The 25122-nt window shown below is 66.6% G+C and carries 22 protein-coding genes; 14 read left to right on the plus strand and 8 right to left on the minus strand.

What is annotated here, in order from left to right:
• Positions 1 to 12: 12 nt before the first annotated feature.
• Positions 13 to 519, minus strand: a complete 507-nt coding sequence (locus Q9293_RS11485) for a hypothetical protein (RefSeq protein WP_306246579.1) — start codon at positions 517 to 519, stop codon at positions 13 to 15.
• A 611-nt stretch (positions 520 to 1130) separates the two neighbouring features.
• A complete protein-coding gene (locus Q9293_RS11490) occupies positions 1131 to 1967 on the minus strand; it encodes a hypothetical protein (RefSeq protein ID WP_306246581.1) in 837 nt (278 codons plus the stop codon).
• A 122-nt stretch (positions 1968 to 2089) separates the two neighbouring features.
• On the opposite strand from Q9293_RS11490, the gene Q9293_RS11495 reads away from it, so the two are divergent.
• Positions 2090 to 3037 carry a diacylglycerol kinase family protein gene (locus Q9293_RS11495; protein WP_306246583.1) on the plus strand — a complete coding sequence of 316 codons (948 nt, stop codon included), beginning with the start codon at positions 2090 to 2092 and terminating at the stop codon, positions 3035 to 3037.
• 81 nt (positions 3038 to 3118) lie between these two features.
• Here Q9293_RS11495 and Q9293_RS11500 read toward each other — a convergent pair whose 3' ends face one another.
• A complete protein-coding gene (locus tag Q9293_RS11500) occupies positions 3119 to 3985 on the minus strand; it encodes a hypothetical protein (protein ID WP_306246585.1) in 867 nt (288 codons plus the stop codon).
• A gap of 101 nt (positions 3986 to 4086) precedes the next feature.
• Between Q9293_RS11500 and murC the strand changes: the two genes are divergently transcribed.
• Genes murC through Q9293_RS11515 form a run of 3 tightly spaced genes read left to right on the plus strand, consistent with a single transcriptional unit; the run spans position 4087 to position 8664 of the window.
• A complete protein-coding gene (murC, locus tag Q9293_RS11505; protein WP_306246587.1) occupies positions 4087 to 5454 on the plus strand; it encodes a UDP-N-acetylmuramate--L-alanine ligase in 1368 nt (455 codons plus the stop codon).
• A 2-nt stretch (positions 5455 to 5456) separates the two neighbouring features.
• Positions 5457 to 8075, plus strand: coding sequence for a M14 family zinc carboxypeptidase (locus Q9293_RS11510; RefSeq protein ID WP_306252440.1), 2619 nt, complete (start codon positions 5457 to 5459; stop codon positions 8073 to 8075).
• Positions 8076 to 8094: 19 nt separating this feature from the next.
• Positions 8095 to 8664, plus strand: coding sequence for a UbiX family flavin prenyltransferase (locus Q9293_RS11515; RefSeq protein WP_306246589.1), 570 nt, complete (start codon positions 8095 to 8097; stop codon positions 8662 to 8664).
• A gap of 106 nt (positions 8665 to 8770) precedes the next feature.
• Here Q9293_RS11515 and Q9293_RS11520 read toward each other — a convergent pair whose 3' ends face one another.
• Genes Q9293_RS11520 through Q9293_RS11530 form a run of 3 tightly spaced genes read right to left on the minus strand, consistent with a single transcriptional unit; the run spans position 8771 to position 11875 of the window.
• Positions 8771 to 9700 (minus strand): ABC transporter permease, encoded by a 930-nt coding sequence (locus Q9293_RS11520; RefSeq protein ID WP_306246591.1) that lies wholly within the window; start codon positions 9698 to 9700, stop codon positions 8771 to 8773.
• The gene (locus tag Q9293_RS11525; protein ID WP_306246593.1) at positions 9697 to 10770 is read right to left on the minus strand and encodes a hypothetical protein; all 1074 of its coding nucleotides are present in this window, start codon (positions 10768 to 10770) and stop codon (positions 9697 to 9699) included. The genes Q9293_RS11520 and Q9293_RS11525 overlap by 4 nt, the downstream gene beginning before the upstream one ends.
• A 7-nt stretch (positions 10771 to 10777) precedes the next feature.
• Positions 10778 to 11875: a DUF4388 domain-containing protein gene (locus Q9293_RS11530; RefSeq protein ID WP_306246596.1), complete on the minus strand. Its 1098-nt coding sequence runs from the start codon at positions 11873 to 11875 to the stop codon at positions 10778 to 10780.
• Positions 11876 to 11989: 114 nt separating this feature from the next.
• Between Q9293_RS11530 and ribB the strand changes: the two genes are divergently transcribed.
• Genes ribB through trxA form a run of 3 tightly spaced genes read left to right on the plus strand, consistent with a single transcriptional unit; the run spans position 11990 to position 13959 of the window.
• On the plus strand, positions 11990 to 13126 hold the full coding sequence (gene ribB / locus Q9293_RS11535) for a 3,4-dihydroxy-2-butanone-4-phosphate synthase (RefSeq protein ID WP_306246598.1): 1137 nt from the start codon (positions 11990 to 11992) through the stop codon (positions 13124 to 13126).
• A complete protein-coding gene (locus tag Q9293_RS11540; protein ID WP_306246600.1) occupies positions 13123 to 13617 on the plus strand; it encodes a Crp/Fnr family transcriptional regulator in 495 nt (164 codons plus the stop codon). The genes ribB and Q9293_RS11540 overlap by 4 nt, the downstream gene beginning before the upstream one ends.
• A gap of 21 nt (positions 13618 to 13638) precedes the next feature.
• Positions 13639 to 13959, plus strand: a complete 321-nt coding sequence (gene trxA / locus Q9293_RS11545) for a thioredoxin (RefSeq protein WP_306246602.1) — start codon at positions 13639 to 13641, stop codon at positions 13957 to 13959.
• Between the two features lie 66 nt (positions 13960 to 14025).
• Here trxA and Q9293_RS11550 read toward each other — a convergent pair whose 3' ends face one another.
• Both Q9293_RS11550 and Q9293_RS11555 read right to left on the minus strand, forming a co-directional pair.
• On the minus strand, positions 14026 to 14937 hold the full coding sequence (locus tag Q9293_RS11550) for a response regulator (protein WP_306246604.1): 912 nt from the start codon (positions 14935 to 14937) through the stop codon (positions 14026 to 14028).
• 21 nt (positions 14938 to 14958) lie between these two features.
• Positions 14959 to 16209, minus strand: coding sequence for a 3-deoxy-D-manno-octulosonic acid transferase (locus Q9293_RS11555; protein ID WP_306246606.1), 1251 nt, complete (start codon positions 16207 to 16209; stop codon positions 14959 to 14961).
• 45 nt (positions 16210 to 16254) lie between these two features.
• Between Q9293_RS11555 and Q9293_RS11560 the strand changes: the two genes are divergently transcribed.
• The 7 genes from Q9293_RS11560 to Q9293_RS11590 all read left to right on the plus strand — a co-directional run bounded on the left by Q9293_RS11560 (position 16255) and on the right by Q9293_RS11590 (position 25119).
• Entirely contained in the window at positions 16255 to 17283 is a 1029-nt protein-coding gene (locus Q9293_RS11560) for a GTP-binding protein (RefSeq protein WP_306246608.1), read from the plus strand.
• A 77-nt stretch (positions 17284 to 17360) separates the two neighbouring features.
• Positions 17361 to 18707, plus strand: coding sequence for a response regulator (locus Q9293_RS11565; protein WP_306246611.1), 1347 nt, complete (start codon positions 17361 to 17363; stop codon positions 18705 to 18707).
• 77 nt (positions 18708 to 18784) lie between these two features.
• A complete protein-coding gene (locus Q9293_RS11570) occupies positions 18785 to 21265 on the plus strand; it encodes a Tex family protein (RefSeq protein WP_372342208.1) in 2481 nt (826 codons plus the stop codon).
• On the plus strand, positions 21265 to 21867 hold the full coding sequence (locus Q9293_RS11575; protein ID WP_306246615.1) for a hypothetical protein: 603 nt from the start codon (positions 21265 to 21267) through the stop codon (positions 21865 to 21867). The genes Q9293_RS11570 and Q9293_RS11575 overlap by 1 nt, the downstream gene beginning before the upstream one ends.
• A gap of 20 nt (positions 21868 to 21887) precedes the next feature.
• The gene (gene lepB / locus Q9293_RS11580; RefSeq protein ID WP_306246617.1) at positions 21888 to 22766 is read left to right on the plus strand and encodes a signal peptidase I; all 879 of its coding nucleotides are present in this window, start codon (positions 21888 to 21890) and stop codon (positions 22764 to 22766) included.
• Positions 22767 to 22770: 4 nt separating this feature from the next.
• Positions 22771 to 23604, plus strand: a complete 834-nt coding sequence (locus Q9293_RS11585; protein WP_306246619.1) for a S1/P1 nuclease — start codon at positions 22771 to 22773, stop codon at positions 23602 to 23604.
• 102 nt (positions 23605 to 23706) lie between these two features.
• Entirely contained in the window at positions 23707 to 25119 is a 1413-nt protein-coding gene (locus Q9293_RS11590; protein WP_306246621.1) for an esterase-like activity of phytase family protein, read from the plus strand.
• Positions 25120 to 25122 lie beyond the last annotated feature (3 nt).

The following is a 25122-nucleotide window of genomic DNA, read 5'->3' on the forward strand; positions in this document are numbered from 1 at the left end:
CAGCCTTCCGGCCTAGAGGCCGGATTCCAGTGAACGCTTCATCGAGGCCCGATCAAGGTTCTCAAAGCCCTTGGCCAGGACGATCCGGAAGGCATCCCCCTTCATTCGGGCGCCCGCTTCGGTCCCCACGCCAATCCGCACATGCTTCAGCTGGCTGCGCAGGGCAGCCAGTGCCAGCGTGTCGCGCGCCATCTCCTCGAAAATCGATTCGAGGTCATCCAAGGCATTGGCCAGACGATGGCGGATGCCAGGAAGGTCCGCCAAATCCTGCCAGGCCGCTTCGAGGGATATGGGCAGCCCGATGTGGCGTACGAGCTGCTCTTCCAGCCTCGCCACGCGGCGTTCCAGTTCCAGCAGGGTGGGCGCCTCGGTTTCAGGCGCGTACGCAGGAGCGTCATGCAGAATCACAGCGCTGATGGAGGCCAGAGACAGGTGCATGACGTCGTACCGGAGGTTCTGAAGGTCTGGCCCGGGAACATGGAAGAGAAGCACCCAATGGCCATCTTCCTCTGCGGCCATGCGCAACGCGTACCCGGAAGTGCTTTGTCCGGAGTGCAGATGCAAAGTCAGCCGAGGAAGGTTGAACTCCGGTTCCCATTCGCGCCGGGCCGCCAGCGCGCACATGTCGGCCAGAAGCCTGTGGCAGGATTTGGCCTCGAGCCTCAGAAGAGACCGGCCTTTGGAAGAGATCCATTCAGCCATTACAGGAGCGACCCCAGGGCCTTCCCAGCGGAAGTGCCTCCCGCCGGGAGGCTGATCGCGACCGCCCGCTCAGCGTGAATCCGGGGGCATGGCCGGTCCTTGGGACCTGCACTTGGTCTGCGTCCTTCCCGTCCCATGGCGGCCTCCTGCAACTGGTTGGTGAAAGTCACTGACGGGGCGAAACCGGAGGCATGCGCCGAAGCCGATGAAATCCATCATTCCGAAGGGCGGGCCTCCAGCCCAGGTCCACTTGGGACAAATCTGGCTGGTCCACTTTTCCGACACCCCGTGCCCAACCCGAAGGGCAAGCAGGACCCGCCACCCTGTCGAGGCAGAGGCCGTTCCAGATGGGCCCTCCCTCGGAACAGAAACACCAAGGGCGGGGCCCCGTTCAGCCCCGCCCTTGGTATTACCTCGAAGGCTGGCGGCTACTCGGCCTTGTCCCAGGAACGGGGGTGAGTGGCCGGCAGCTTCCAAAGAACGATGTGCTCACGATCCGCCATGTAGAGGCCCCCTTCAGCGCCGCCCGCATAGCCCACCCAGGACTGGTAGGGCACCCGATTCAGAGAGCCGCCGGTATAGACGGTCTTGGTTTTCTTGGTGGGATCGGCCGTGAGCTCCGCCACCGCCGATTCATAAACCGTGTCGGCCACCAGGCCGCGGCCGCTGGGTTCCAGCTCCGTGAACATCACCTGACGGAACACCTTGCCGGGGCGGTGGGTGGCGTACCAGGCGTACTCGGCTGGCGTGAGGTTGGAGAGCACCACCAGTTCCACGGGGGCCAGCACCATGTAGAGACGCGGCTTGCGCGCGGCGGGCTTGGCGGATCCCGCCAGTTCGGCAATGTCGTCGGGACGCAGGGTCTGGCCCCAGGCGTAGGTGTGGGCCTTGGTGCGGGCCAGCTCAACCTTGGCTTCCAGAGACAGGGTCTGGCCACCCGTCTTCGCGAGGGTCACACCGTTGTAGGCCTCGATGGGGGTGATGCTGAAACCGTTGTTGGACAGGGCCGTCTTCGTCCGCTTCTTGCCGTCTTTGCAGGCATCCAGGGCCACCGCGGTGTCGCCCGCGGCATCGCGCCAGCCGCCTTCTTCCTGGTAGGTGAAGCCGGGCTTGCCACCCGAAACCGCCAGATCCACATAGACTTCACGGCCCTGGAAGTAGCGCCCGGCACCGGGGCTGCGATGAAGGGCCAGGCCCTCCACACCGAGGGAGGTCGCGATCACCGAACCCTGGGGGATGGCCAGGACCAGATTGAGCTGGGACATGGGGTGGTCTCCGTGATGAAAGCAGCGTCTGTGCGGAAAGAATGCCAGCCCGCGCCAATCCTGGGAAGCCGTTAAAGCTGACAACCGGATCTCCGCTGCACCTGATGGGGTATCCTCGCCAGATGAAGGCGCCACTCCTCTTCAACGCTGCTTCGGGAAGTTCGCCCAAGGATCCGGATGCGCTGCTCCGGGCCCTTCCGAAGGTGCTCCGCGAGCAGGTGGAACCCCTCGCCTTCGGCCCACCCTGGGATTTCGAACCGGCCATCGCCCAGGCCCAAGCGGCCGGACTGCCCCTGTTTGTCTGGGGGGGTGACGGCACCCTCCACCACGCAGCCAAGGCGCTCATCCAGCGCGGCAACCCGGTGCCCCTCGCGGCCATCCCCGGCGGCAGTGGCAACGGGCTGGTGCGGGGGCTTCGCACGCCCCTGCAGCCTTCGGGAGCGCTTCAGCGCCTGCTGGAGGGCCGGGAACTGCGCATGGATCTTCCCCGCCTGGATGGCGAGCCCTTTCTGAACCTTTGCGGCACGGGCTTCGAGGCCGCCGTGGCCCATCGCTTCGCCGCCCTGCCCGGGCGCGGTTTCTCTCGGTACGCCCGGGCCTGTCTGTCCCTGTGGCGTTCCTGGCCCAGCGTGCCGCTTGCCTGGGAGGCCGAGACGAGCCCCATGCCGACGGACCCGGGACGGTTGGCCCGCATCAAGGCCGCCTTCCAGGCCCCGCCACCAGACCTGCCGGAATCCGCCTGGAGCCTGTGCTTCGCCAACCTGCCCCAGTATGGCTCGGGCCTCTGGATCGCCCCCGGGGCCGATCCCACGGACGGCGCCCTGCAGTGGGCGACCCTGGCCAGGCCCTCCCTGCTGGACCTCATGACCGAGGGGCCCAGCCTGTTCCGGGAGGGAGGCCGCTCCTCGCTGCGCCGGGAAGGGCGTTTCCTTCGGGCCACCTTGCGCCTGGACCACCCCCTGCCCTGGCATCTGGATGGTGAACCCGCGGCGGAGCGGGACCGCGCCGAGCTCAGCGTTGAAAGCCGAACCTTCCGCATGCAGGTGACCCAAGCCTGCCCTTGGGAATAGGCCGCAACGGAACGGCCTTCCTTGCACAGACAAAGCAAAGACCCGGCTCAGCCGGGCCTTTGCATGCGCCTGCGGAGAGGACTACCGCGGATAGACCGCAGGGCCTGAGAGGCTGGGGCCACGGAATTCTGCACTGACGCTGGGCATGGCACCCCAGAGACCGGCCACCATCTTGACCTGGCTGAGGTCGGTTTTTGCCGGGTCCCAATCACGGCGGATCAGCAGGGTGTAGGGGTCCTTCGCATCGGACCACCAGCCGGGGTCGTCGACGATGACATAGACGGCGCGGGCTTCCTTGTCGGGATTCTTGTAGAACACCTGGATGGGCCGGTAGGCGATGGCGGACTCGAGCATGCCGGGCCCGGGTTGGCCCCATTTATCCATGAGCATGAGCCGGAACCAGGCGGATTTCGGGTGCTGCACCTCCAGCACCACGGTGCCGCCCGCGGGAACAGAGACGCCATAGGCCCGCCAGCCGGCCGGCTGCTGAGAGTAATCCGTGAGCATGTCCACAGAATCGCCAATGGGGCTGACCGGAATGAACCCAGAACGGGCCATCCACTTGATTTCCGCCGTGAGATCCCGACCATGCCAAAACGCGGGGGTCGGGAAGAAGACCGCCCGGTCCAACTGTCGGGGGATGACGGTTCTGGAGCCGGGATAGAACCGCGGACGAATCACCGCAGCGGAACCATTGTTTCCAATGCGGCGAGGGGAAGAAACGCCGCGATCATTCTGACCCCGAAGGGGGCGCGGCCCAGGATCAGGGGCGGTTCCGAGGGATTCCCGGGTCTGGGTCGCCGTGGGGGGTGGCGTCAGGGGCCTCTGGGCATTGGGCGCTGGACGTTGCACGATGCGCTCCTGAGGCACTTCGCCACACAAACGGGACCCACCGGCCAGGGTCGCGATCAGAACCAGACTGAGCAGAGACGGGGCAGTTCGACTCATGATTCCCTCCTTGATCCGTGGGCTGGAAGGCTTATTGCGAGAGGCATGCCAGGAGTGTGACACAGGGGTATCCTGGCAGATTCAATGATGGGGGCCTTCAGGTGTTCGGCAAGATCCAGCACATCCATTTCGTGGGCATCGGCGGCATCGGCATGTCGGGCATCGCCGAGGTGCTCGCCAACCTGGGCTACCAGGTCTCCGGTTCCGATCTCAAGGAAAGCTCCGTCACCCAACGGTTGCGCAGCCTGGGCATCACGGTGCACCTGGGCCACCACGGCCGAGCCATCGAGGGCGCCCAGGTGGTGGTGATCAGTTCCGCCGTGAAGGGAGACAACCCCGAGGTGGTGGCGGCCCATGCGGCGAAGGTGCCCGTCATTCCCCGCGGAGAGATGCTGTCGGAACTGATGCGCATGAAGTACGGCATCGCCATGGCGGGCTCCCACGGGAAGACCACCACCACCAGCATGGTGGCCCAGGTGCTCAGCCAGGGCGGCATCGATCCCACCATCGTCATCGGCGGCAAGCTCGGCACCATCGGCAGCAACGCCAAGCTGGGCAAGGGCCCCTTCCTGGTGGCTGAGGCCGACGAAAGCGACGGCAGCTTCCTCATGCTCAATCCCACGCTGGCGGTCATCACCAACATCGATCGTGAGCACCTCGATCACTACAAGGATCTGGACGAAATCCAGGAGGCCTTCGTGGCCTTCGCCAACAAGGTGCCCTTCTATGGCTCGGTGTTCCTCTGCATGGACGACGCCAACGCCGCCGCCGTGCGCCCCCGCCTGAAGCGCCAGGTGCGCACCTACGGCACCCATCCCCAGGTGGACATCCGCGCCCGCGAGATCCGCCAGGAGGGCTTCCGCACCCACTTCAAGGTCACGGCCCATGGCGCGGACCTGGGCGCCTTCAGCCTGGGCGTGCCGGGGCATCACATGGTGCTGAATGCCCTCGCCGCCATCGGCATCGCCTTGGAGCTGGATGTGGAACCCGAGGTCATCCGCGCCAGCCTCTCCAGTTTCACGGGCGCCGACCGCCGCTTCCACCTCAAGGGCGAAAAGGGCGGCGTGCTGGTGGTGGACGACTACGGCCACCATCCCACGGAGATCGCCGCCACCCTGGATGCCGCCCGTGCGGGCTTCCCGGACCGGCGCCTCGTGGCCGCCTTCCAGCCCCACCGCTACAGCCGGACCAAGGCCCTGCTCGAAGAATTCGGCACCGCGTTCTTCCAGGCGGATTCCGTCATCGTCACGGATATCTACGCCGCCGGAGAGCAACCCATCCAGGGCGTGGATGGCGCGGCCGTGGCCGAGGCCCTGCGCGCCCACGGCCAGAAGGACGTCCACCTGGTGGGCCGCGTGGAGGATTTGCCCGAGGCCATGAAGCGCCTCACCCGCAGCGGGGATCTGGTCATCACCTTCGGGGCCGGATCCATCACCCATGCCGGTCCGGCCTTCCTGGAACTGGCTTGACCATGCGGCATGTCCGCCTGGCCCTTCCCGCCCTGCTCTGCACCACCCCGCTGCTGGCTGGGCTGCCTGCGGGACTGCTGCCCGCCTCGGATCATCGGCCGGACGTCCCCCAGCCCAGCCTGGGAGCCCGCTACACGCCCCACGCCGAGTTGATGGCCTATGCCCGCGCCCTGGCCGCAGCGGCTCCAGACCGCGTACGCCTGTCGACGCTGAACACCACGGAGGAAGGCCTCGAACAGCCCTTCCTCGTGATTACCTCGCCGGAGAACTTGAAACGCCTCGAGGAATCGAAAGCCCGCAACGCCAAGCTGGCGGATCCCCGGGGTTGTTCCGAGGGCGAGGCTCAGCGCATCGCGGAGAACAACCCGGTCTTCGTGTGGCTGGGCTATTCCGTGCATGGTTCAGAAGCCTCAGGCTCGGAGGCGGCCTTGGCCGTGGCCTACCACTTTGCTTCGGCCCGCAATCCCGAAGTGCTCAAGCAGTTGGAGCGGGTGGTGATCCTGATGGACCTCACCCAGAACCCCGATGGCCGCGCCCGGCACATCCAGTCCGTGGCCGAGACCGCCGTGCCCTTCGTGGTGGACGATCCCATGGATGCCCAGAATGCGCCCCGCTGGCCCAGCGGCCGTTTCAACCACCGGCTCTTCGATTTGAACCGCGACTGGGCCTGGCAGACCCAGGCGGAAACCCGCGCGAAAACGGCGGCCTTCCTCCAGTGGAATCCCCAGGTGGCCGCGGATGTCCACGAGATGTGGGCCGAGGCCTCGTACTACTTCCCGCCCACCATGCAGCCCATCCACGAGGCCCTGCCTGAATCGTTCTCGGGCCGCTGGCAGACGGCCTTCGGCAAAGGCATCGCCCGCGCCTTCGACGCCCAGGGCTGGGCCTATTTCAGCCGCGATGTCTTCGATCTGTTCTACCCCGGCTACGGCGATTCCTGGCCCACCTTCCAGGGGGCCGTGGGCATGACCTTCGAGGCGGGTGGCCAAGGCGGTCTCGCCTACAAGCGGCTGGATGGCGAGGTGCTCACCCTGGAATTCCGCATCCGCCGCCATACCGCGGCCAGCCTCGCCACCGTGGCCACCGCCGCCAGTGAGCGGCAGGCCCTGCTCTGGGATTTCCAGCGCGCTCGGCGCGAACGGGTGGCCCTCGGGGAGAAGGCTGGCGCCTTCCTGCTGGCGGAGGGCGATGATCCGGCGCGCACCCGCGCCCTGGTGGCCGTCCTGCGGCGCAACGGCATCGAGGTGCAGCGCACCGGCGCTGACCTGACCACCACGGGGCTGGAGCCCATCGGCCTGGCCCAGGCCAAAACGCTTCCCGCAGGCAGCTTCCTGGTGCCCCTGGATCAGCCCCGGGGCGCCCTGGCCCAGGCCCTGCTCGAAGGCGAAGCCCGCATGGGCCCCAAGCCCACCTACGACACCACGGCCTGGAGCCTGCCCCTGGCCTTCCACACCCCGGCTTGGCGCGCTAAGACCCGGCCCAAGGTCAGCGTCATCGCGGAGGAGGCCAAGCCCAGCGCCATCGAACTCGCCGAAGCCGCCTGGGGCTACCTCGTTCCCGCCGGTCACGAAGGCGTGGAGCGCACCCTGGCCGCCCTGCTGCAGGAAGGCTACAAGGCCTCGGCCCTGGCTGAACCGGCCACGCACCTGGGCCAGCGTTTGGAGGCCGGCACCCTGGTGCTGCCCCGCCGGGGAAATCCGCCCACCCTCCGGATGCGGCTGCAGGCCCTGGCCCATCAGAACCAGCACCCGGTGCTCCCCACGGACACCGCCCAGATGGCCGCAGGCCCCGACCTCGGCTCGAACCGAACGCTCATCCTGAAGGCTCCGCGCATCGCCCTGCTCATGGACCGCCCGGCCAACCCCACCGCTTTCGGCGCGCTGGCCCACACGCTCACGGAAGCCGGCCTGCCCTTCGTGCAGCTGCGCACCGAGCGCCTGGGCGCGGCCACGCTGAGCCGCTACACCCACCTGATCCTGGTGGATGATGGCGGTGAAGGCCGGGGCTGGCAGCAGGTGCTGGGCGAAGGTGGTGCGGCCAAGCTGAAGGCCTGGGTCGCAGGCGGTGGCAGCCTCCTCGCTTTCCAGGGCGGGGCCGCTTATACCTCTCGGGCAGGTCTCACTTCAACGGGTTACCACCTGCTGGGCAAGGCCGCCGAGGAAGCCCATCTGAAGGAGAAGGATCCCAAGCGGGAAGCGCCCAAGACCGACCCCGCCGACCTCCTGCGCCCCTGGGACCAGCGCGAGGAACGGGCCCTGGAGGAGAGCATTCCCGGTGCGTTCCTGAAGGTCCGCGTGGATGGCAGCCATCCCCTGGCCTGGGGGCTGCACGCAGAACAAGGCGCCGCCGTGCTGAACACCAGCGATCCCATCCTGGAACTGAGCCCGGGCGGGGAAAACCCACTCTTCTACGTCAAGGAGGGGCTGAAGGTCTCCGGGCTGGTACCCAAGGGGCTGGAGGCCAAGCTGCAGCAGACGGCCTACGCGATTCGCGAACACTCGGGCCTCGGGACCCTCATCCTGGTGGCGGGCGATCCTGTCTTCCGGGCCCAGACACCCTTCACCCGCCGCCTCCTCTTCAACGCCATCTTCTTCGGTGCCTACCGGCCCGCCGGGGACTAGGAACTGATTGGGAGCCAACATGGGCCTCCGCTTCACCCTCGCCATCACCGGTGCTTCCGGCTCCGCCTTCGGGGTGGCGGCGCTGCGGCGCCTCTCCGCCAGTCCGCTGGTGGAGCAGGTGGCGCTGCTGCTCTCGCCCACGGGGAAGCGCTGCCTCCTGGATGAAACAGGCCTGACGCCCAAGGAACTGGCGGCCCTCCCCAAGGTGAGCCTGCGGGACGAGCGCGACCTCGGCGCCGATATCTCGTCTGGCTCCCACCGCCACGACGGCATGGCCATCGTGCCCTGCAGCGCGGGCGCCATGGGGCGCATCGCCTCGGGCGTGAGCGAATCCCTGGTGAGCCGCGCCGCGGATGTGTGCCTCAAAGAGCGCCGCCCCCTCGTGATCTGCCTGCGCGAAACGCCGCTCAATCGCATCCACCTGGAGAACATGCTGCGCCTCCACGATGCCGGCGCTGTGGTGATGCCCATCATGCCGGGCTTCTACAGCGGCCCGAAATCGCTGGAGGACCTCTTCGACACCTTCGCCACCCGCGTGCTGGATCAGCTGGGGCTTTCAGAGGCCGATCCGCGGCGCTGGAAAAACTGATTCACCACGGAGGCACACCGAGCACCGAGGGCCGTGGAGAATTGAAGCTCCCTTCACTCCGTGTTTTCCTCCGTGACCTCAGTGGCTCGGTGGTGAAGCGTTCTGATCAGCCCGCACTCTCCATGAGCGCGGCTTCTTCGCGCTGGGCCTTGCGGGTGGTCCAGAAGGCCCACAGGGCGCCCAGGGCGCCCGTGGCCGCCCCAACAAACGTGAGCAGGAACATGCTGATCCAGGAGAAGAACCCGAGCCGCGCCAGTTCCACCAGCATGGGCGAGAGGCCGCCCACGCCGCGGGACAGGGGAAGCCAAAGGGCGAAGAGCCCCAGCAGCGCGATGAGGCTGCCACCGACGCCCAGGAACGCGCCCTCCAGCAGCAGCGGCGTGCGGATGAAGGATTCGGAAGCGCCCACGAGCCGCATGATGGTGATCTCTTCTTCCCGGGCGAGGATGCTCATGCGGATGACGTTGCCCGTGGCGAAGCCCGCGGCCAGCAGCAGCAGCACGCCCAGGGTGGTGAGGGCCGAACGCAGCATGCGCGCCATGCGCTGCAGGTTCTCCAGACGCTCCTGATCGGCCAGGACATCCCCCACGCCGGGCAAGCTGCGCAGGCTTTCAGCCACTTCCACGGCCCGGGCCCCCGTAGCCAGATCCGGGCGAAGGCTCAGCTCGATGCTTTCGGGAAGGGCGTCCTTGCCCGCGCTTTCCAGCAGCAGCCCTGCTTCGCGGGTGGCCGCCATGAACCGCTGCCGGTTTTCCTCGGCGGTCATGCGCCGCACCTCGCGAAAGCGCGGATCCCGCTTCAGCTTCGCCGCCGTTTCATCCAGGGTGCGGCCTTCGGCGGCGTAGACCACCACCTTGGCCATGCCCTCCAGGCGGCCCACGAAACGGTCGAGGCTCTCCACCAACAGCAGGCCACCGCCCGCCAGCAGCAGGCCGGAGGCCAGGGTGAGCACGGCGAGCACGTACTGGCCGCGGTGCCGGAAGAGATCCCGGAGCACATCCTGCAGCAGCAGCCCCAGCAGGCGCAGGCTCGTCACGAGGCGTTCCCATCCACGGCAACGCCCTTGAACACGCTGCCACTGGCAGCGGTGGCCACCTTGGCCGCCGTCCCGCCCAGAGGCGATTTCCAGAGGTAGATGGTGTTGTAGCCGGTGGTGCCGTTGCCGCGCAGACCCACCAGCCAATCCTTGGTGCCCGGATGGGAAAGCACGCGCAGGTCCGGCTGGCCCGCAGCGGTGCCCACGGTGAGCGCGGGTGCCTGGTTATAGGAGAGTCCGAACTGGCCTGTGCGGAAGGCCTGGATGGGCGCCGCCGTGCTGGCGGCATCGGTGTTGTGGCGGGCCACGAAGAGGTAGCCATTGCCCGTGTCCAGGGCCAGACTGCCGTAGATGCCCAAGGTGGTTGAGCTGCCCAGGATCACCTGGGAGGCGTCGAAGGAGACCGCGTTGCCCTTGCGGAGGCGGGGTCCGGTGAGCGCATCGGTGCCCACAGTGCCGCCATCCTTCATGAAGGCATAGACCGTCCCACTGGCAGCGGCCACGCCGGTGCCGCCCGAATCGCCGCTCATCTGCAAGGCCTGCAGGGCGACGGTGGCATCCTGGATCTGGGCGCTGGCGCTGGCCACCACCCAGATCTGCGTGTTGCTGTCTCCGGTTTCGGTGATGAAGAGGGTGTCGTTCTGAGGATCCAGAGCGATCTGTCCGAACTTCCCATTGGTGAGTCGACCCGTGCTAGCGAGGCTGAAGGAGTAGACCTCGCCATTGGGCACGGCGCCCGACTGGGAGCGGATGTTGTTCACCCGCACGATGGTGCCGGTATCGGACACCAGGTAGAGGATGCCCCGCTGCCGATCAAAGGCGAGGCCACCCCAGGCCAGGCTGGACACCTTGCTGAAGAGGCTGGAGGTGATCTGAAAGCTGGGAGAGGGCGTGGTCGTGGCGTCATAGACCGCGCTCACGTCCTTCCAGATGAACACCGCGTTGGTGGTGGAATCGAAGGCGTACAGGGCCGCGCCGCTGGTGCCCCCCGAAGAGCCATCCGGCTCCTTGCATCCCGCAGTCAACAACAACAAGGTGGCCGCGAGGCCGAGGAACAGACGGGATGTCATCGGGAACCTATTTGGTGGAGAAGAGGGCCTTGAGGTGGGTGTTCAAGGTGCGAACCATGTCCGCGTCGCAGCCCGCATCCACCGCGCCCCGGCTGATGGCCAGGGCCAAGCCCTTGACGGCCTCGGGGCCATCTCCGGAAATGATCTGCTGGGTGGCCTTGGCCTGGAGCCGGTTCACCATTTCATGCTGCGCTTCGGGCAGCACCATCTTGGCGGCCTGGGCGATGCGCTGGGTGAAGTTCATGAGCTTGACCATGCGCTGGGGATCGTCCATGGGCGCAGGCTTGGGAGCCGTCCCTTGCGCCTGGGAGGGAGGAGGAGGGGTCAGGGGCACCCCTCCAGCCACGCCGCCGCCCACCGTTTCCGGCAACGGCTCCTCGTTCTCGGGAAAGCCACCCATCCGGGGCAGCGGAGGCGGCGCCTGGATGCGGACAATGGCTGTTTCCTCTTCCGGGAACTGGGGAGTCACGGGCCCGGAGGCGGCGAACATCGCCGAGGCCGGCACCAATTCCCTTGCCGGGGCTTCCACGGGGGCTTCCACCTTCGGAGCCTTGCCGGAGCGGATGCCCTTCATCACCAGGTGGCCGGCCATGACCAGGCCATAGAGATCCTTGGCCACATTGAGCACGGGTTTCTGCAGGACTTCAGCCAGCTCCGCCACGGTGTAATAGCCTGTGGCCAGGCCCAGCAGCTTGGCTTCGCGGGGATTCACCCCCTGCGCCGTTTCCCCGGGCAGAAGGGTGGAGGCGGGGTAGAGCTCCACCGAAGGGACTTTCTGGCTGATGACGCGCCATTCATCCATCCGGCGTCCCAACTCCATCAGGATGGAGGCGTTGGGCTTGGTGATGGTGGCAGTCACTTCAGCCGCCTCCTCCTCGAAACGGTAGGTGCCATCCAGCCACAGGGCCACTTCCATGAGGGCCTCGAATCCCTCCCCGGCATGGGTGACCGCGTGGATGATGCGTCCGTCCTTCAGGTAGATGCGGGCCCGTGAGGCCTCCTGCTGCACATGGAAACAACCGGACTTCCCGCCCTGGCTGACAAGCTGGATGATGTCGGGCAGCGGCGCCTCGCGCATGGAGCCTTGGATCACACCCTGGGACATGGGTTGTTCCTCTCGGGGAAGATGAATCGGATGCCCAACCATACCACGGAGTGCGTCCACACCTCGTAGTGCGCACTTCCCCAGGAAGGTCTCATGAGCGATGCTGGATGTCCTATGAGCGCCCGCCCCGACTCCCCTTTCGCTTCCATTGAGGAAGCCATCGAAGCCATCCGCCAGGGCCGCATGGTCGTGGTGGTGGATGACGAGGACCGGGAAAACGAAGGTGATCTCACCCTGGCGGCCGAGCATGTGAGCCCGGAAGCCATCGCCTTCATGGCCACCCATGGCCGCGGCCTCATCTGCGCCGCCTTCGAGGGGCCCCTCCTGGACAAGCTCCAGATCCCCCTCATGGTCCGAGACAACACCAGCCCCTTCGAGACCGCTTTCTGCGTCTCCGTGGAAGCCCGGGAGGGCACCACCACGGGCATCAGCGCCCAGGACCGCTCCCGGACCATCGAGGCCCTCATTGCCCCGGACGCCAAACCCCAGCATTTTGTGAAGCCCGGCCACGTCTTCCCCCTGCGCGCCCGTCCCGGCGGCGTGCTCACCCGCACTGGGCAGACCGAGGCCAGCGTGGATCTGGCGCGCCTGGCGGGCCTCCACCCCAGCGGCGTCATCTGCGAAATCATGAAGGATGACGGCACCATGGCCCGGGTGCCGGACCTCGTGCCCTTCTGCCAGAAGCACGGCCTGCCCCTGGTCACCGTGGCCGATCTGGTGGCCTACCGCCTGCGCCAGGAGCCCCTGGTGAAGCCCCTGGAAACCCGCACCATGACCAGCATCTGGGGCGAGTTGAAGGTCCACCGCTTCCAGAGCCTGCTGGATGGCGGCAGCCACCTGGCCTTCGTGCTCGGCGATCTGGCCGCGGGCGGCGAGCCGCCCCTGGTGCGGGTGCATGTGGAAACCCTGCCCGACGACCTCCACGGCTTCGAATCCGGCCTGTTCCAGAAGGCCATGGGCGTGCTGGCCAAGGAGGGTCGCGGAGCACTGGTCTACCTGCGCCGCCATGCCCACACGCCCGGTGTGGCCGACGAGGGCCCGGTGCAGGCCCAGGCCATGAGCGACCGGGATTTCGGCGTGGGCGCCCAGATTCTGAGGCAGATCGGCATCGGGAAAATGCGCCTCCTCAGCCGCCATGAAACCAAGTACATTGGCCTCCGTGGCTTCGGCCTCGACCTTTGCGCCCACGTGCCATTGGAACCCGCCGCAGCTCATTCCTCCCCGGATAAGCCCACTCTGGATAAGCGTTGATCGACGCCACCTTCCTGACCCAGTCTCCCCTGTTCAGGAACCTGGACGAGACGGAGCGCGCCCAGATCCTCTTCATCGGCCAAAGGCGTTCCTGCCAGGCCGGTGAGGTGCTGTTCCGGGAAGGGGATGCAGGCGATGGCCTCTACATCGTGGTGAAGGGCTCGGTGCGCATCTCCAAGCAGAGCGCCACGGGCGAGGAGGCCCTGGCCGTGCTGGAACCGCCGGCCTTTTTCGGCGAGATGGCCCTCATCGATGTCTCCGCCCGGGCCGCAGATGCCATCGCCAATGAGGCCACCGAGCTGTTCTTCATCCCGCTGCAGGATCTGCGGGCCCTCATCGAAGTGCAGCACCACATCGCGCTGAAGATCCTCTATGCCCTATGCGAAGTCCTCGCCCAGCGCCTGCGCGAAACCAACGAACGCTACATGAGCATTTTCACCATCGCCCAATGGGGGGGCTCCAATCCCGACGGCCCCCTTCCCGTACCCTGACCGAACTTGAAAGGAGTTCCCATGTCCGACCTCGTTGCGCACATCACCGACGCCGAGTTCCCCCAGGCGGTTGCCCAGGGGGTGACCCTGGTGGATTTCTGGGCCCCCTGGTGCGGCCCCTGCAAGATGATCGCCCCCGTCCTCGATGAGCTGGCCGCTGAAATGCAGGGCAAGGCCAAGTTCGTGAAGATGAACGTGGACGACAACCCGCAGGTGGCCGGCCAGTTCGGCATCATGAGCATCCCCACCCTCATCGTGTTCAAGGACGGCAAGCCTGTGAACAAGCTCGTGGGTGGCCAGCCCAAGCCCCAGCTCAAGGCCTTCGTGGAAGGCGCGTTCTAAGAACCGGCTTTTCACCCTGCAAAAAACGCGGCCAGGGCCGCGTTTTTTGTTGTCGCGCGAAGTGCCTTACTTCCTCCGCAGCACCAGCCGGATCTGATTGCCCTTGTCACTGAAATGGACTTCATCCATCACCAGCATGATCAATGGCAGGCCGCGCCCACAGTGAGGTGCCATTTCGGAATCGCCGCGCAGGGGCGACAGCTTGCTGGCATCGAAGCCCTTGCCTTCGTCGCTGATCTCCACTTCGAAGCGCTCGGTGTCCATGGCCAGGCGCACCTCGATGAGGCGGCCTGCGTAGGCCTGATCGGCCATGCGCTGGTCCCGCAGAAGCCCATAGGGATCCTCCTTTGCGAAGAGGTCGCCCTTGAGGCTGGAATCCAGTTCCAGGTTGCCATGCTCCAGAGCGTTCACCAGGGCTTCGTGAAAGGCCATGGCGATGACATCCAGGTTGCTGGTGGAGGCGAAACCCATGGGCACCAGGCGGTCCGTGAGGTGCCGCACGAGGCTGGGCACGTTGAGCTCGTCGGATCGAAAGAGGAAGTGGCGCCGCTCGTTCACCAGGCCCCGCAGTCCGTCATCGGCCAGGCGGAAGTCCCGGTGCAGATCCACCAGGTGGAAGACGCTCTGCACCAGGTCGCGGATGGCAATGGGCTTCATGAACAGGTTCGCGGCGCCCAGGCGCATGGCCCGGATGGCGTAGTCCACGGAGGCCTGGCCCGTCATCAGCACCACCGGCAGGCGCGGATGGGTGGACTTCACCTTGTGGATGACGTCGAACCCATCCAGCCCCTCCATGTTGATGTCCGAAATCACCAGATCGAATTCCGGCGCGGCGGGATTCTGGATGAGTTCCAGCGCCTGGGCCGCCTCTGAGTAGGCATGCACCTCCATGCCGTAGTGGGCCAGGGCTGACTGGACCATGTCCAGCACCGCCACATCGTCATCAATGAGGAGGATATGCGTGGCCTTGCGATTCATGACGGCTCCGTTGGAGCGATTCTATCCAAGCCGGGGCAAATGAGGCTCGATCAATGCCCAGGTTCGATCCAAAGCCCCAACCAGGCCCTCCGGCAGGGATGGGGCCGGGCCCGGCCTCAGAGGCGCTCTCTGCAGGGCGGCCAGAACACGCTCCTCGATCGCGCCACTTTCCACCACCTCCAGCCTTCCGGCCGCCAACAGCGGCGGCACCAGATCCTCGAAATTCGTAAACCCAGGGCCCAACAGGGTGGGAACGCCTGCCCGCACGGGTTCCAGCGGGTTGTGCCCTCCGGCTGTGGTCCAGCCCCCAGCCACCAGGGCCACGGTGCCCTCCGCGTAGACCGCAGACAACTCGCCCAGGGTGTCGAGCAGCAGAACGTCGGTGGCGGCGAAGGCGGCGGCATCGGGCCAGGGGTCAGAGGCCCGGCGGAAGGCCAACCCACGGGCGGCAAAGGCCTGTGCCACGCCCTCGAAACGGCGAGGCTGGCGGGGCGCCAGGATCAGACGCAGCCCGGGAACCTGGGCACGAGCAGCCTCCCAGGCCTTGAGGAGGATGGCCTCCTCGCCTTCCACGGTATTGCCCGCGACCAGAATGGGGTGCTCCGCCCATGCCGCGCGCAGGGCATTCCATCCAGGGTGCAGGGGATTGGGCGGCGGCAGATCCGCCTTCAGGTTTCCACCCAGGGCCACTTGGGGTGCGCCCAGCCGCCGAAAAGCCTCAGCGCTGGCCTCATCCCGGGCCGCCACTTGGGTAAGCCGCGAGGCCGCCCGGCGCAACCAGGCGCCACCCCGGTCCATGGATTTATCTGTCAGCCTGCCATTGACCACCAGGCGCGGCACGCCCTGTGTTTCCAGGGCCTGCAGCAGGCCCGGCCAAAGTTCGGTTTCCAGGGCGATGAAGACTCCCGGGGGGCGAAGCAGGAAAGGCTCCAGCCCCGCGGCATCATCCAAGGGAAAGGCCCCGCCCGTGATGAGGCCCGTATCGGCGTTCCATCGTGGCAGGCGTCGTGCCAACAACTCCAACCCCGCGGGTGTACCCGTGCTCAGGTGAACACGGTGCCCGGCCTCCCGCAGCCGCAACAGCAGACCATCCGCCAGCAGCAGTTCGCCCACACTGACCGCGTGCAGCCAAACCCACCGGCCCGCCGAAAGATCCGGGCACTGCGCCTCCAGGCGCACACGCCAGCCCGGGGGCAGGCCCCGGACGCAGGCCCGGGCGACGGCGCCGGCCAGGGACACCGCCAGTCGGTAGCTGAGGTCGAGAGCATCCACGCATCCACGCTCTCACATTTCGCATTCGAGCGGCATCATGGATGGATGGACGCGACCCACCCTCTGAACACCCTCTTGGACATCCTCATCGTCACCGGCCCCCTGGGCGCCGGAAAAACCACCTTGGTGAACCGCCTGCTGAAGGCCGAAGTCGCAGCTGGCCGCCGGGTGGCGGTGCTCATCAACGAATTCGGCGCCATCAGCGTGGACGGCACCCTGGTCGATGCGGAACGCCCAGAGCTAGCCGGTGTGGAAAATCTGGTGAACGGCTGTGTCTGCTGCAGCCTGAGGGATGACGTCGTGGCCACGCTCCGGGCCTGGTGCGACCAGCCCCAGGGCCAGCGACCCGAGCGGGTGGTGCTGGAAACCACGGGGCTGGCCGATCCCACCGACCTGCTCGACCTGGAGCAGGAGCCCGACCTGGCGGGTCGCCTCCGGCTGGCGGGCCTGCTCACGGTGGTCTCCTGCCTGGCCCCGGTGGACCACCTGAAGACCAAGCCGCTGCTGCACCGCCAGGCTGCCCTGGCCAGCCTCATTCACCTCAGCAAGGCCGATCTGGATCCATCCGGCGCCGTGGCCTGGGAAAGCGAGCTGCGCGCAGCCTTCAAGCAGATCCCCATGGTGGCGACCCGTCAGGGCCTGGCCCCGGAAGGCAGCCCAGATCCCTGGCTGGGAGACGTCCAGCCCCTGCCCGAAGGCTGGGAGGCCTCGGCTGGCACCAGCTTCGCGGAGGCACGGGCCTTCCATTTGGCCTTCGACCATCCCGTGGACCCGGCGGCACTGGAGGCCTTGCTGCTGGCCCCGGCAACCCAGGGTGGGCTGCTTCGCGCCAAGGGCGTATGCGCCTTCGCCGGGTGGGCGCGGCGCAACGACGGCAGCGACCGCTGGGCCTTCCAGCTGGCGGACGGCCGGCTGGAGATCTCCCCACTTCCCCTGAAGGGGGACGGAACGGCCCCTGATTGCGTGGCCGTGGTCATCGGCACGGGGCTGGATCAGGTCCGCTGGAAAAAGGATTTGCGTGCTCTGGAAGTGGTTCCAGAAGGCGCCCGGCGGAAAGTCATTCTCGATCACTAAGGTGCTTTTCGCCTTCTGGCAGAAGGCTTTCATTTCCCTTGGAGCCCCGTTAGTGTGGTGGTCTCCAAGGACAATTCATGTTGAAGCGTTTTGGCTTCGCAAAGAGCGATCATATAGATCGTGAGCCCGTCCAGATGGACGTACAGCAGATTCTTGCTTATCTGGAGGAGCTGGCCCGCCTGCGGACCCTCCTGCAGGTCCACGTGCCTTCGGACCCTCCAGCCTTGCTGAGCGCCCGGGTGGAGCTCGTGAACGATCAGGATTTCCTCTTTTCCCTCAGTTTTCCCCACCAAGTGCCCCGCCTGAAACCAGGTGAATCCGTTGAGCTGAACTTCCCCCTGGCGGGCATGAGATTCAAGGCCCAGGCCACCTACCATGATCGCGGCCGCTACATGGAGAGCCTGTTCAAGGTCCCCCGGGCCGTCCATTTCGCAGACCGGCGCAGCGCCATGCGAACCCGGATCGGATCCCGGGAGAAGGCGAGCGCGGCGGTATTCGAGAGTTTCTTCGAGGGTGTGGCGGCCTCCGGCCGGCTGCTGAACATCAGCATGGAGGGCCTGTGCCTCCGCATGGAAAAGGCCATCCAGGTGCAGGGCAGCAAGCGCCTCGCGCTGCACCCGGAACTGTTCCCGCCCGGAAAAGAACTGCAGATCGTGCGGATCATGAACCTGCCACACCTGCCCACCATCGAATGCTCCGGAGAAGTCCGCTACTGTGCCTCCACGGCCGGCGGGCCGGTGCTCATGGGCATCCGCCTCGAAGGCATCGGCAGCCTCGATCACGGCAACCTCCACAAGTTCATGCTCCGCCGCCTGCCCACCTTCGGGCGGGCCTTCCCTTCCCGGCAGCGGCGGGGCAGCGAGGAGGAGGCTCCCGAAGAGGAACCGGATGCCTCCGATCAGGAGACCGAAACCTCCACGGAGCCTGCGGTCATCGATCCGGCCTTCGGAGACGAAGTGGATGCCCCTGGAGACCCGGTGTTCGACGCGCTGGAATCTCCCAGCGCCCCCAGCGAGGACCGTCTCCTCCGCCTGCGCCGCCGGGGCAAGCGGTTCCTGGTGATCATGCCCGATGACCTCGACCGCAGCATCTTCGTCTGCACGCTCCACGTGGGGGGGTACACCTGCTTTTTTGAATCCCGGAACCTCGTCCACGGGCTTGAACTGTCCAAGAAGGCCAAACTCGACGCCATCTTCCTGGACCAGCAGATCGGGCCGCTCACCGGGAACGAAGTGGCCCAGCGGCTGAGGAAGATGGGACGACTGGAAGGCGTTCCCATTTTCCAGCTCATGCAGGCGCCGGATGTGCGCGCCGTGCTTTCCGCCAAGGCTGCGGGCGTCAACCACGTGGTGAAGGTTCCTGTGGATTTCGACGGGGAATTGAAGCATCTCCTAGACCGCACTTTGGGCCTGACCAAGCAGTAGCGGCCTGTCCTTGGTATGATCACCCTTCCCGCTGGGAAAGATCGCAAGGAGCAAGTGTGGATCAGGTGCTGGACCTCATGGCCAAGGAGCTCAAGCTCCCCCGCGCGGGCGTGGCCGCCATCGTGGCGCTGCTGGATGAAGGCAACACCGTTCCCTTCATCGCCCGGTACCGCAAGGAAGCCACAGGCTCGCTCGATGAAGTGGCCATCCGCAATGTGGAGGATCGGCATGCCTACTACAAGGACCTGCTGGACCGCCGCAAGACCGTGCTCAAGTCCATCGACGAGCAGGGCAAGCTGACCCCGGAACTGAAGGCCAAGATCGAGACCACCTGGGTGAAGGCCGAGTTGGAAGATCTCTACCTGCCCTACAAGCCCAAGAAGCGCACCAAGGCCACCGTGGCCCGCGAGCGCGGCCTGGAGCCCCTGCTGGATTCCCTGCTGGCCGATGCCACTGGCGCTGATCCTTTCATCATCAGCGAGCCCTTCATCAAGGATGAGGATGGGCTGCGTTCCCCTTCGGAATGCCTTGAGGGCGCTGGCCACATCCTGGCTGAGCGCCTGGCCGAGGATGCCGCCATCCGCGCCTGGCTGCGCCTGGAATTCCACGAGCAGGGCGTCATGCACTCCGTCATCCGGGAAGAGCGCAAGGCCGATCAGGCCGCGCTGCGCTTCAAGCCCTACTTTGAATTCTCCGAGCCCATCCGCAAGATCCCCAGCCACCGTCTGCTGGCGCTGCGCCGCGGCGAGAAGGAGGAGATCCTCACGGTGAAGCTCCTGGTGGAACGCGAGAACCTTGTCAGCCAGCTGGTCTCCAAGGTCGAGGTCAACCCCGCCAGCGGTTATCGCCGCTGCCTCAACGAAGTCTGCGGCGATGCCTTCGACCGGCTGCTGGCCCCCACCATCGAATCCGAAGTGCGGTACGAGGCCAAGAAGAAGGCCGACCTCGAGGCCATCAAGGTCTTCCAGACCAACCTGGACCACCTGCTGCTGGCGCCCCCCGCGGGCCAGCGCTGCACCCTTGGCGTGGACCCCGGCATCCGCACCGGCTGCAAGCTGGTGGTCATCAACCGCCTGGGCCAGCTCGTGCAGAACGACGTGATCTACCCCCTGGAGCCCAAGCGCGACCTGGAGGGCAGCCGCGCCATCCTCGAGAAGCTCTGCACCGGCAACCCCGTCGAAGCCATCGCCATCGGCAACGGCACCGGCGGCCGCGAGGTGGAAGCCTTCATCCGCGAGTGGCTGCGGGAGACCAACCGCACCAACCTCATCTGCGTGAGCGTGAGCGAGGCGGGCGCTTCCGTCTACTCCGCCAGTGACATCGCCCGCGAGGAATTCCCCGAGCATGACGTCACCGTGCGCGGCGCCGTGAGCATCGCCCGCCGCTTCCAGGATCCCCTGGCCGAGCTGGTGAAGGTGGATCCCAAGAGCATCGGCGTGGGCCAGTACCAACACGATGTGAACCAGACCTCCCTCAAGAAGGGCCTGGATGACGTGGTGGAAAGCTGCGTGAACCGCGTCGGTGTCGATCTCAACAGCGCCTCTTACAAGCTGCTGGCCTACGTGGCGGGCATCGGCGAAGGCCTGGCCAAGAGCATCGTGTCGCACCGCTTCGAACACGGCGCCTTCAAGCGCCGCGAGCAGCTTCTGGAAGTAAGTCGCTTCGGCGCCAAGGCCTTCCAGCAGTCCGCAGGCTTCCTGCGCATCCGTGATGGCGAGGATCCGCTGGATGCCTCCGCCGTCCACCCGGAAAGCTACCCTGTGGTGCAGCGCATCTGCCAGCTGGCGGGCAAGACCGTGCCCGAGCTCCTGGGCAACGATGCGGTGCTGGATGCCCTGGACCCCAAACTGCTCGTCGATGAGAAATTCGGCATCGAAACGGTGAAAGACATCCTGGGCGAGCTGAAGAAGCCCGGCCGCGATCCCCGCCACCAGTTCGAGATCGTCCAGTTCCGCGAGGGCGTCAACAAGCCCAGCGACCTGGAAGTGGGGATGGAGCTGCAGGGCATCGTCACCAACGTCACGGATTTCGGCGCCTTCGTCGACATCGGCGTCCACCAGGATGGCCTGGTGCACCTCTCCGAAATCGCCCACCGCTATGTGAAGAACCCCGCCGATGCCCTCAGCGTGGGTCAGGCCGTGAAGGTGAAGGTGCTGGCCGTCGATCTGGAGGCCAAGCGCATCGCCCTGTCCATCAAGGCCACCCTGGCCGCACCCGAAGGTGCTGGACAGCCCCAGCAGCACCGCCGTCGTCCGCCCCGATCTGAGGGCCAGCAAGGTCGCCCCCAGGGCGCCCCCCGGCCACCCCGTCCCGAAGGACCAAGGCCTCCGCGCCCCGAAGGTCAGCGCCCCCAAGGCGCCCGACCCCAGGGCTTCCGGCCTGAAGGCCCCCGGCCGCCCAGGCCCGAGGGCCCACGTCCGCCGCGGCCCCAGGATGCCCGGCCTCCGCGACCCGAGCGGGACTCCCGTCCGCCCCAGACCAACCGCGAACCCGCCGTGGCCGCTTCGGGCGCCTCGCTGACCGATCTGATGGCCAAATTCAACAAGGGCCACCGCTGATGCGCTCGCGCCTGGCCCGCCTGGCGCCTGCGGCCCTCCTTCTGCTGCTGGCCTGCCAGCCGCGGACGGCGGCGCCGGTCTTCGGTCCCTGGGAAGAAGGCCTCACCCTCAACTACGAGGATCCCTCCGCGCCTCAGCCAAAGCGCTCGGCTGAGCGCCTGCAGGTGCGGGTCGCCAAGGCGACCTTCACACCTGGCAGCCCCTCCCTCATCCAGGTGGATATGGCCAGCAGCCAGGGCCAACTGCCCCTGACCTTCAAATACGATCGGGGCGGCATCGCCCTGGTCGACGGCCAAGGCGAGGTTGTTCGGCAAATCCTTCCCGCCGGTTTCCCTGCCGTCGATCAGTGGACGGATCACGGCATTCAATTTCGCCTGATGGGTCGAGCCACCTGGGAGGGCGCCACGATCCTCCCCGCCACGGCTGATCCCGTGGGCTACTGGGTGGAGGCACGCACACCCAAGGGGTTGGTACGGAGAACCCTCTACCTGCCCAACCTCGGCGAAGTGGAATCGCGTGAACAGCGCGATGGCGCCTGGGTGACCATCAGCCGCCTCGTGGCCCGCGGCTTCACCGACATTCCCGCCATCAAACGCTCCTGAGAGCCTCCACCGGAGCCCCCGTGACCGAATCCCCAAAGAATGCCAGCCAGGAAGAGCTTGAGATTGTCCTGCCCCCCGGGGCCGAAAAGGGCGCGGTCCGCGACAACCTCGAAGTGATCTGCTTCGCCATGGTGCTGATCCTGTTCTTCAAGGCCTTCGTCGGCCAGCAGTTCAAGATCCCCTCGGCTTCCATGCGCAACACGCTCATGATCGGCGACCACCTGCTGGCCAACAAGTTCATCTTCGCCCAGCCCCAGTGGGCCTGGGAGGAGAAGCTCTTCCCCATGCGCGCCGTAAAGCGCGGCGACATCATCGTGTTCCGCTACCCCATCGACCGCGACCAGGACTACGTCAAACGCTGCGTGGCCCTGGCGGGCGATACGGTGGAGATGCGCAACAAACGCCTCTACGTGAACGGCAAGCAGGTCACGGGCCCCTTTGAGCATCAGTTTGGCCAGAGCCCCGAGGGCCCCACCCCGGGCCCGTGGCCGCCCCAGCGCTACGCCGGGGAAGCCGAACATCCGCTGGGGCTGTGGCGCCACACCGACGCGGAGGTGCTCGCGCTCCACGACCACAACCAGATACAGGGGATGAACAGCCTCATCCAGAACGGGTTCAAGGACCAGCTGGGTCCCATCACCGTGCCGCCGGGGCATGTCTTCGCCATGGGTGACAACCGCGACAACAGCATGGACAGCCGCTATTGGGGCTTCCTGCCCATGGATCATCTGCGGGGTCGGCCCTTCATCGTGTGGTGGAGTTTCCGCGAAGGCGATACGGACAACGACAACGGCCATGTGCCCGAAGGCCCGGTGGACGTGGCCTCGGATTTCATCGACGCCGCCCGCCACTTCTTCACCCGCACCCGCTGGGACCGCACGGGGACCATCCCTGAGTAGGCCCTTGAGTCGTCCCCTGCTGAAGGCATCGCTGATGGCCGCCTGCCTGGTCGCTCTGCCCCTGGGGGCCTGGGGCGACAAGGGGCATCGCGTCGTGTCGATCCTGGCCCTGCGCTCCCTGCCCAAGGAGCCCGGCGACTGGTTCCGCGGGCGCGAGGCCGAGGTGGCCGACCATGCCTCGGACCCAGATCACTGGAAGCAGGATCGCAAAGAAGGCCCCCGCCACTTCCTGGACATGGAGCCCTACGGCGGCCCTGACCATCTGCCCCACGGCCAGGAGGAGGCTCAAGCCCTGCTGGGCGGTGACTATGCCCGCCGCGGCACCGTGCCCTGGATCATCCAGGACCGGTGGCGGGATCTGGTGGCGGCGTTCAAGGAGGGCGACCCGGCCAAAGTGGCCCTGGCCACGGCCATCCTCGGCCACTACATCGGCGATGCTCATGTGCCCCTGCACACCACCATGAATCACGATGGCCAGCTCACCGACCAGAAGGGCATCCACAGCCGCTGGGAAAGCGGCCTGGTGGAGCGCTACATCTCGGTGGAATCCCTTTCCGTTCCCACGGCCCAGCCGGATCCCGCCTTCCTGAAGCGCCCCTGGGAGTGGCTGCGGGCCTCGTACGGCCTGGTGCCGCAGCTGCTGGCCGACGACCAGGAGGCCGATCGCACCACGCCCGCAGGCAATCGCGGCCCCCTGCGCGGCCAGGCCTACTGGACGATCCTCTGGGACAAGCAGGGCCCCGTGGTGAGGCAGCAGCTCCAACTCGCGGGACAGCATCTGGGCGAAGCGGTTCTCAGCGCCTGGATCGCGGCAGGCAAGCCCGCCGCCCCGAAATAGCATCCTCCGTCCGTCGCCAGGAGATCACCGGACCGTCACACCGGTCGAACCTGGCTGTTCCAGGCGCGGTGCAGGCTGGTGGGATTCCCCCCGGGAGATCCCATGACCCCACGGTCCCTGCTGCCCCTCCTCCTGGTCGCCCTGGCCGCCGCCCAGGCTCAGGCCCAAGTCAAGCTCATCGCCATTGGCAGCCTGAGCGGCCAGTACGAAGATCTGGCCCACGTCACTGCCCCGGCCCTTGAGAATGGCATCCCCGGCAACCGCCTCGGCGGGCTTGGTTCAGGCCTGGCCTACGCCGGTGGCACCACCTTCCTGGCCCTGCCCGATCGCGGGCCCAACGCGAAGGCCTACAACAGCGCCGTCGATGACACCGCTTCCTACATCCCCCGCTTCCACACGCTGGATCTGAGCCTGGCGCCCAGCGACCCCGGCTCGCCTCTGCCCTTCGTGCTCACGCCCTCGCTGCGGGACACGACGCTGCTCTCCAGCTCCCAGCCACTGGTCTATGGAACGGGCAAGGCCTACGGCCTGCCCGGTGGCGCGCCCGCCCTGAACACCCGCCACACCTTCTATTTCTCGGGCCGCTCGGACAACTTCGATGCCACCCGGCCCTCCACCCATCCCCTGAACGGCCGCCTCGATCCCGAAGGCATCCGTGTCTCCCGCGATGGCCGCAGCGTGTTCATTTCGGATGAGTACGGCCCCTTCCTCTACCAGTTTGACCGCCACAGCGGCCGACGGGTGCGCGCCTTCCAGTTGCCCGCCAAGTTCGCCGTGCACAACCTGAGCCCCAGGGGCGACGTCGAGATCAGCGGCAACACCGCTGGCCGGGTCGCCAACAAGGGCATGGAGGGCCTGGCCATCACCCCGGACGGACGGACCCTGGTCGGCGCCATGCAGAGCCCCCTGCTTCAGGATGGCGGCACCAACGCCCCCTTCATCCGCCTCGTGGCGGTGAACCTCCGCACCGGCGCCACCCGGGAGTACGCCTACGAGCTCACCAACATCGGCACTGCCGCCAAACCCAAATACCCCACCGTGAGCGAACTGCTCGCCATCAACGAGCACGAATTCCTGGTTGATGAACGGGATGGCAAGGGACTCGGCGACGGCTCCGCCGCAGGCTACAAGCGCATCTACCGCATCGACCTGAACGGAGCCCAGGACGTGAGCGGCCTGATCGGCGCCGCCAACCTCGCGGGCAAGGCTGTGACCAAGAGCCTGTTCCTGGATGTGGTGGCCGCCTTGGGCGCCCAGGGGTACTCCCCCGAGCAGATCCCCGCCAAACTGGAGGGCCTCGCCTTCGGCCCGGATGTGCAGGTGGATGGCACCTCAAAGCACACCCTCTTCCTGGCCAACGACAACGATTTCAGCGCCGTGATCACGGACAGCCTGCATCCCACGGGCGCTGCGAATCCCAATCAGTTCTTCGTGTTCGCCTTCAGCGACAACGAGCTGCCGGGCTTCGCACCCCAAAGGTTCTGCGGCGAGGAAGCAGACCGCGACGAGGACTGAAGC

It is taken from the genome of Geothrix sp. PMB-07, from assembly GCF_030758935.1.
Taxonomy (GTDB): domain Bacteria; phylum Acidobacteriota; class Holophagae; order Holophagales; family Holophagaceae; genus Geothrix.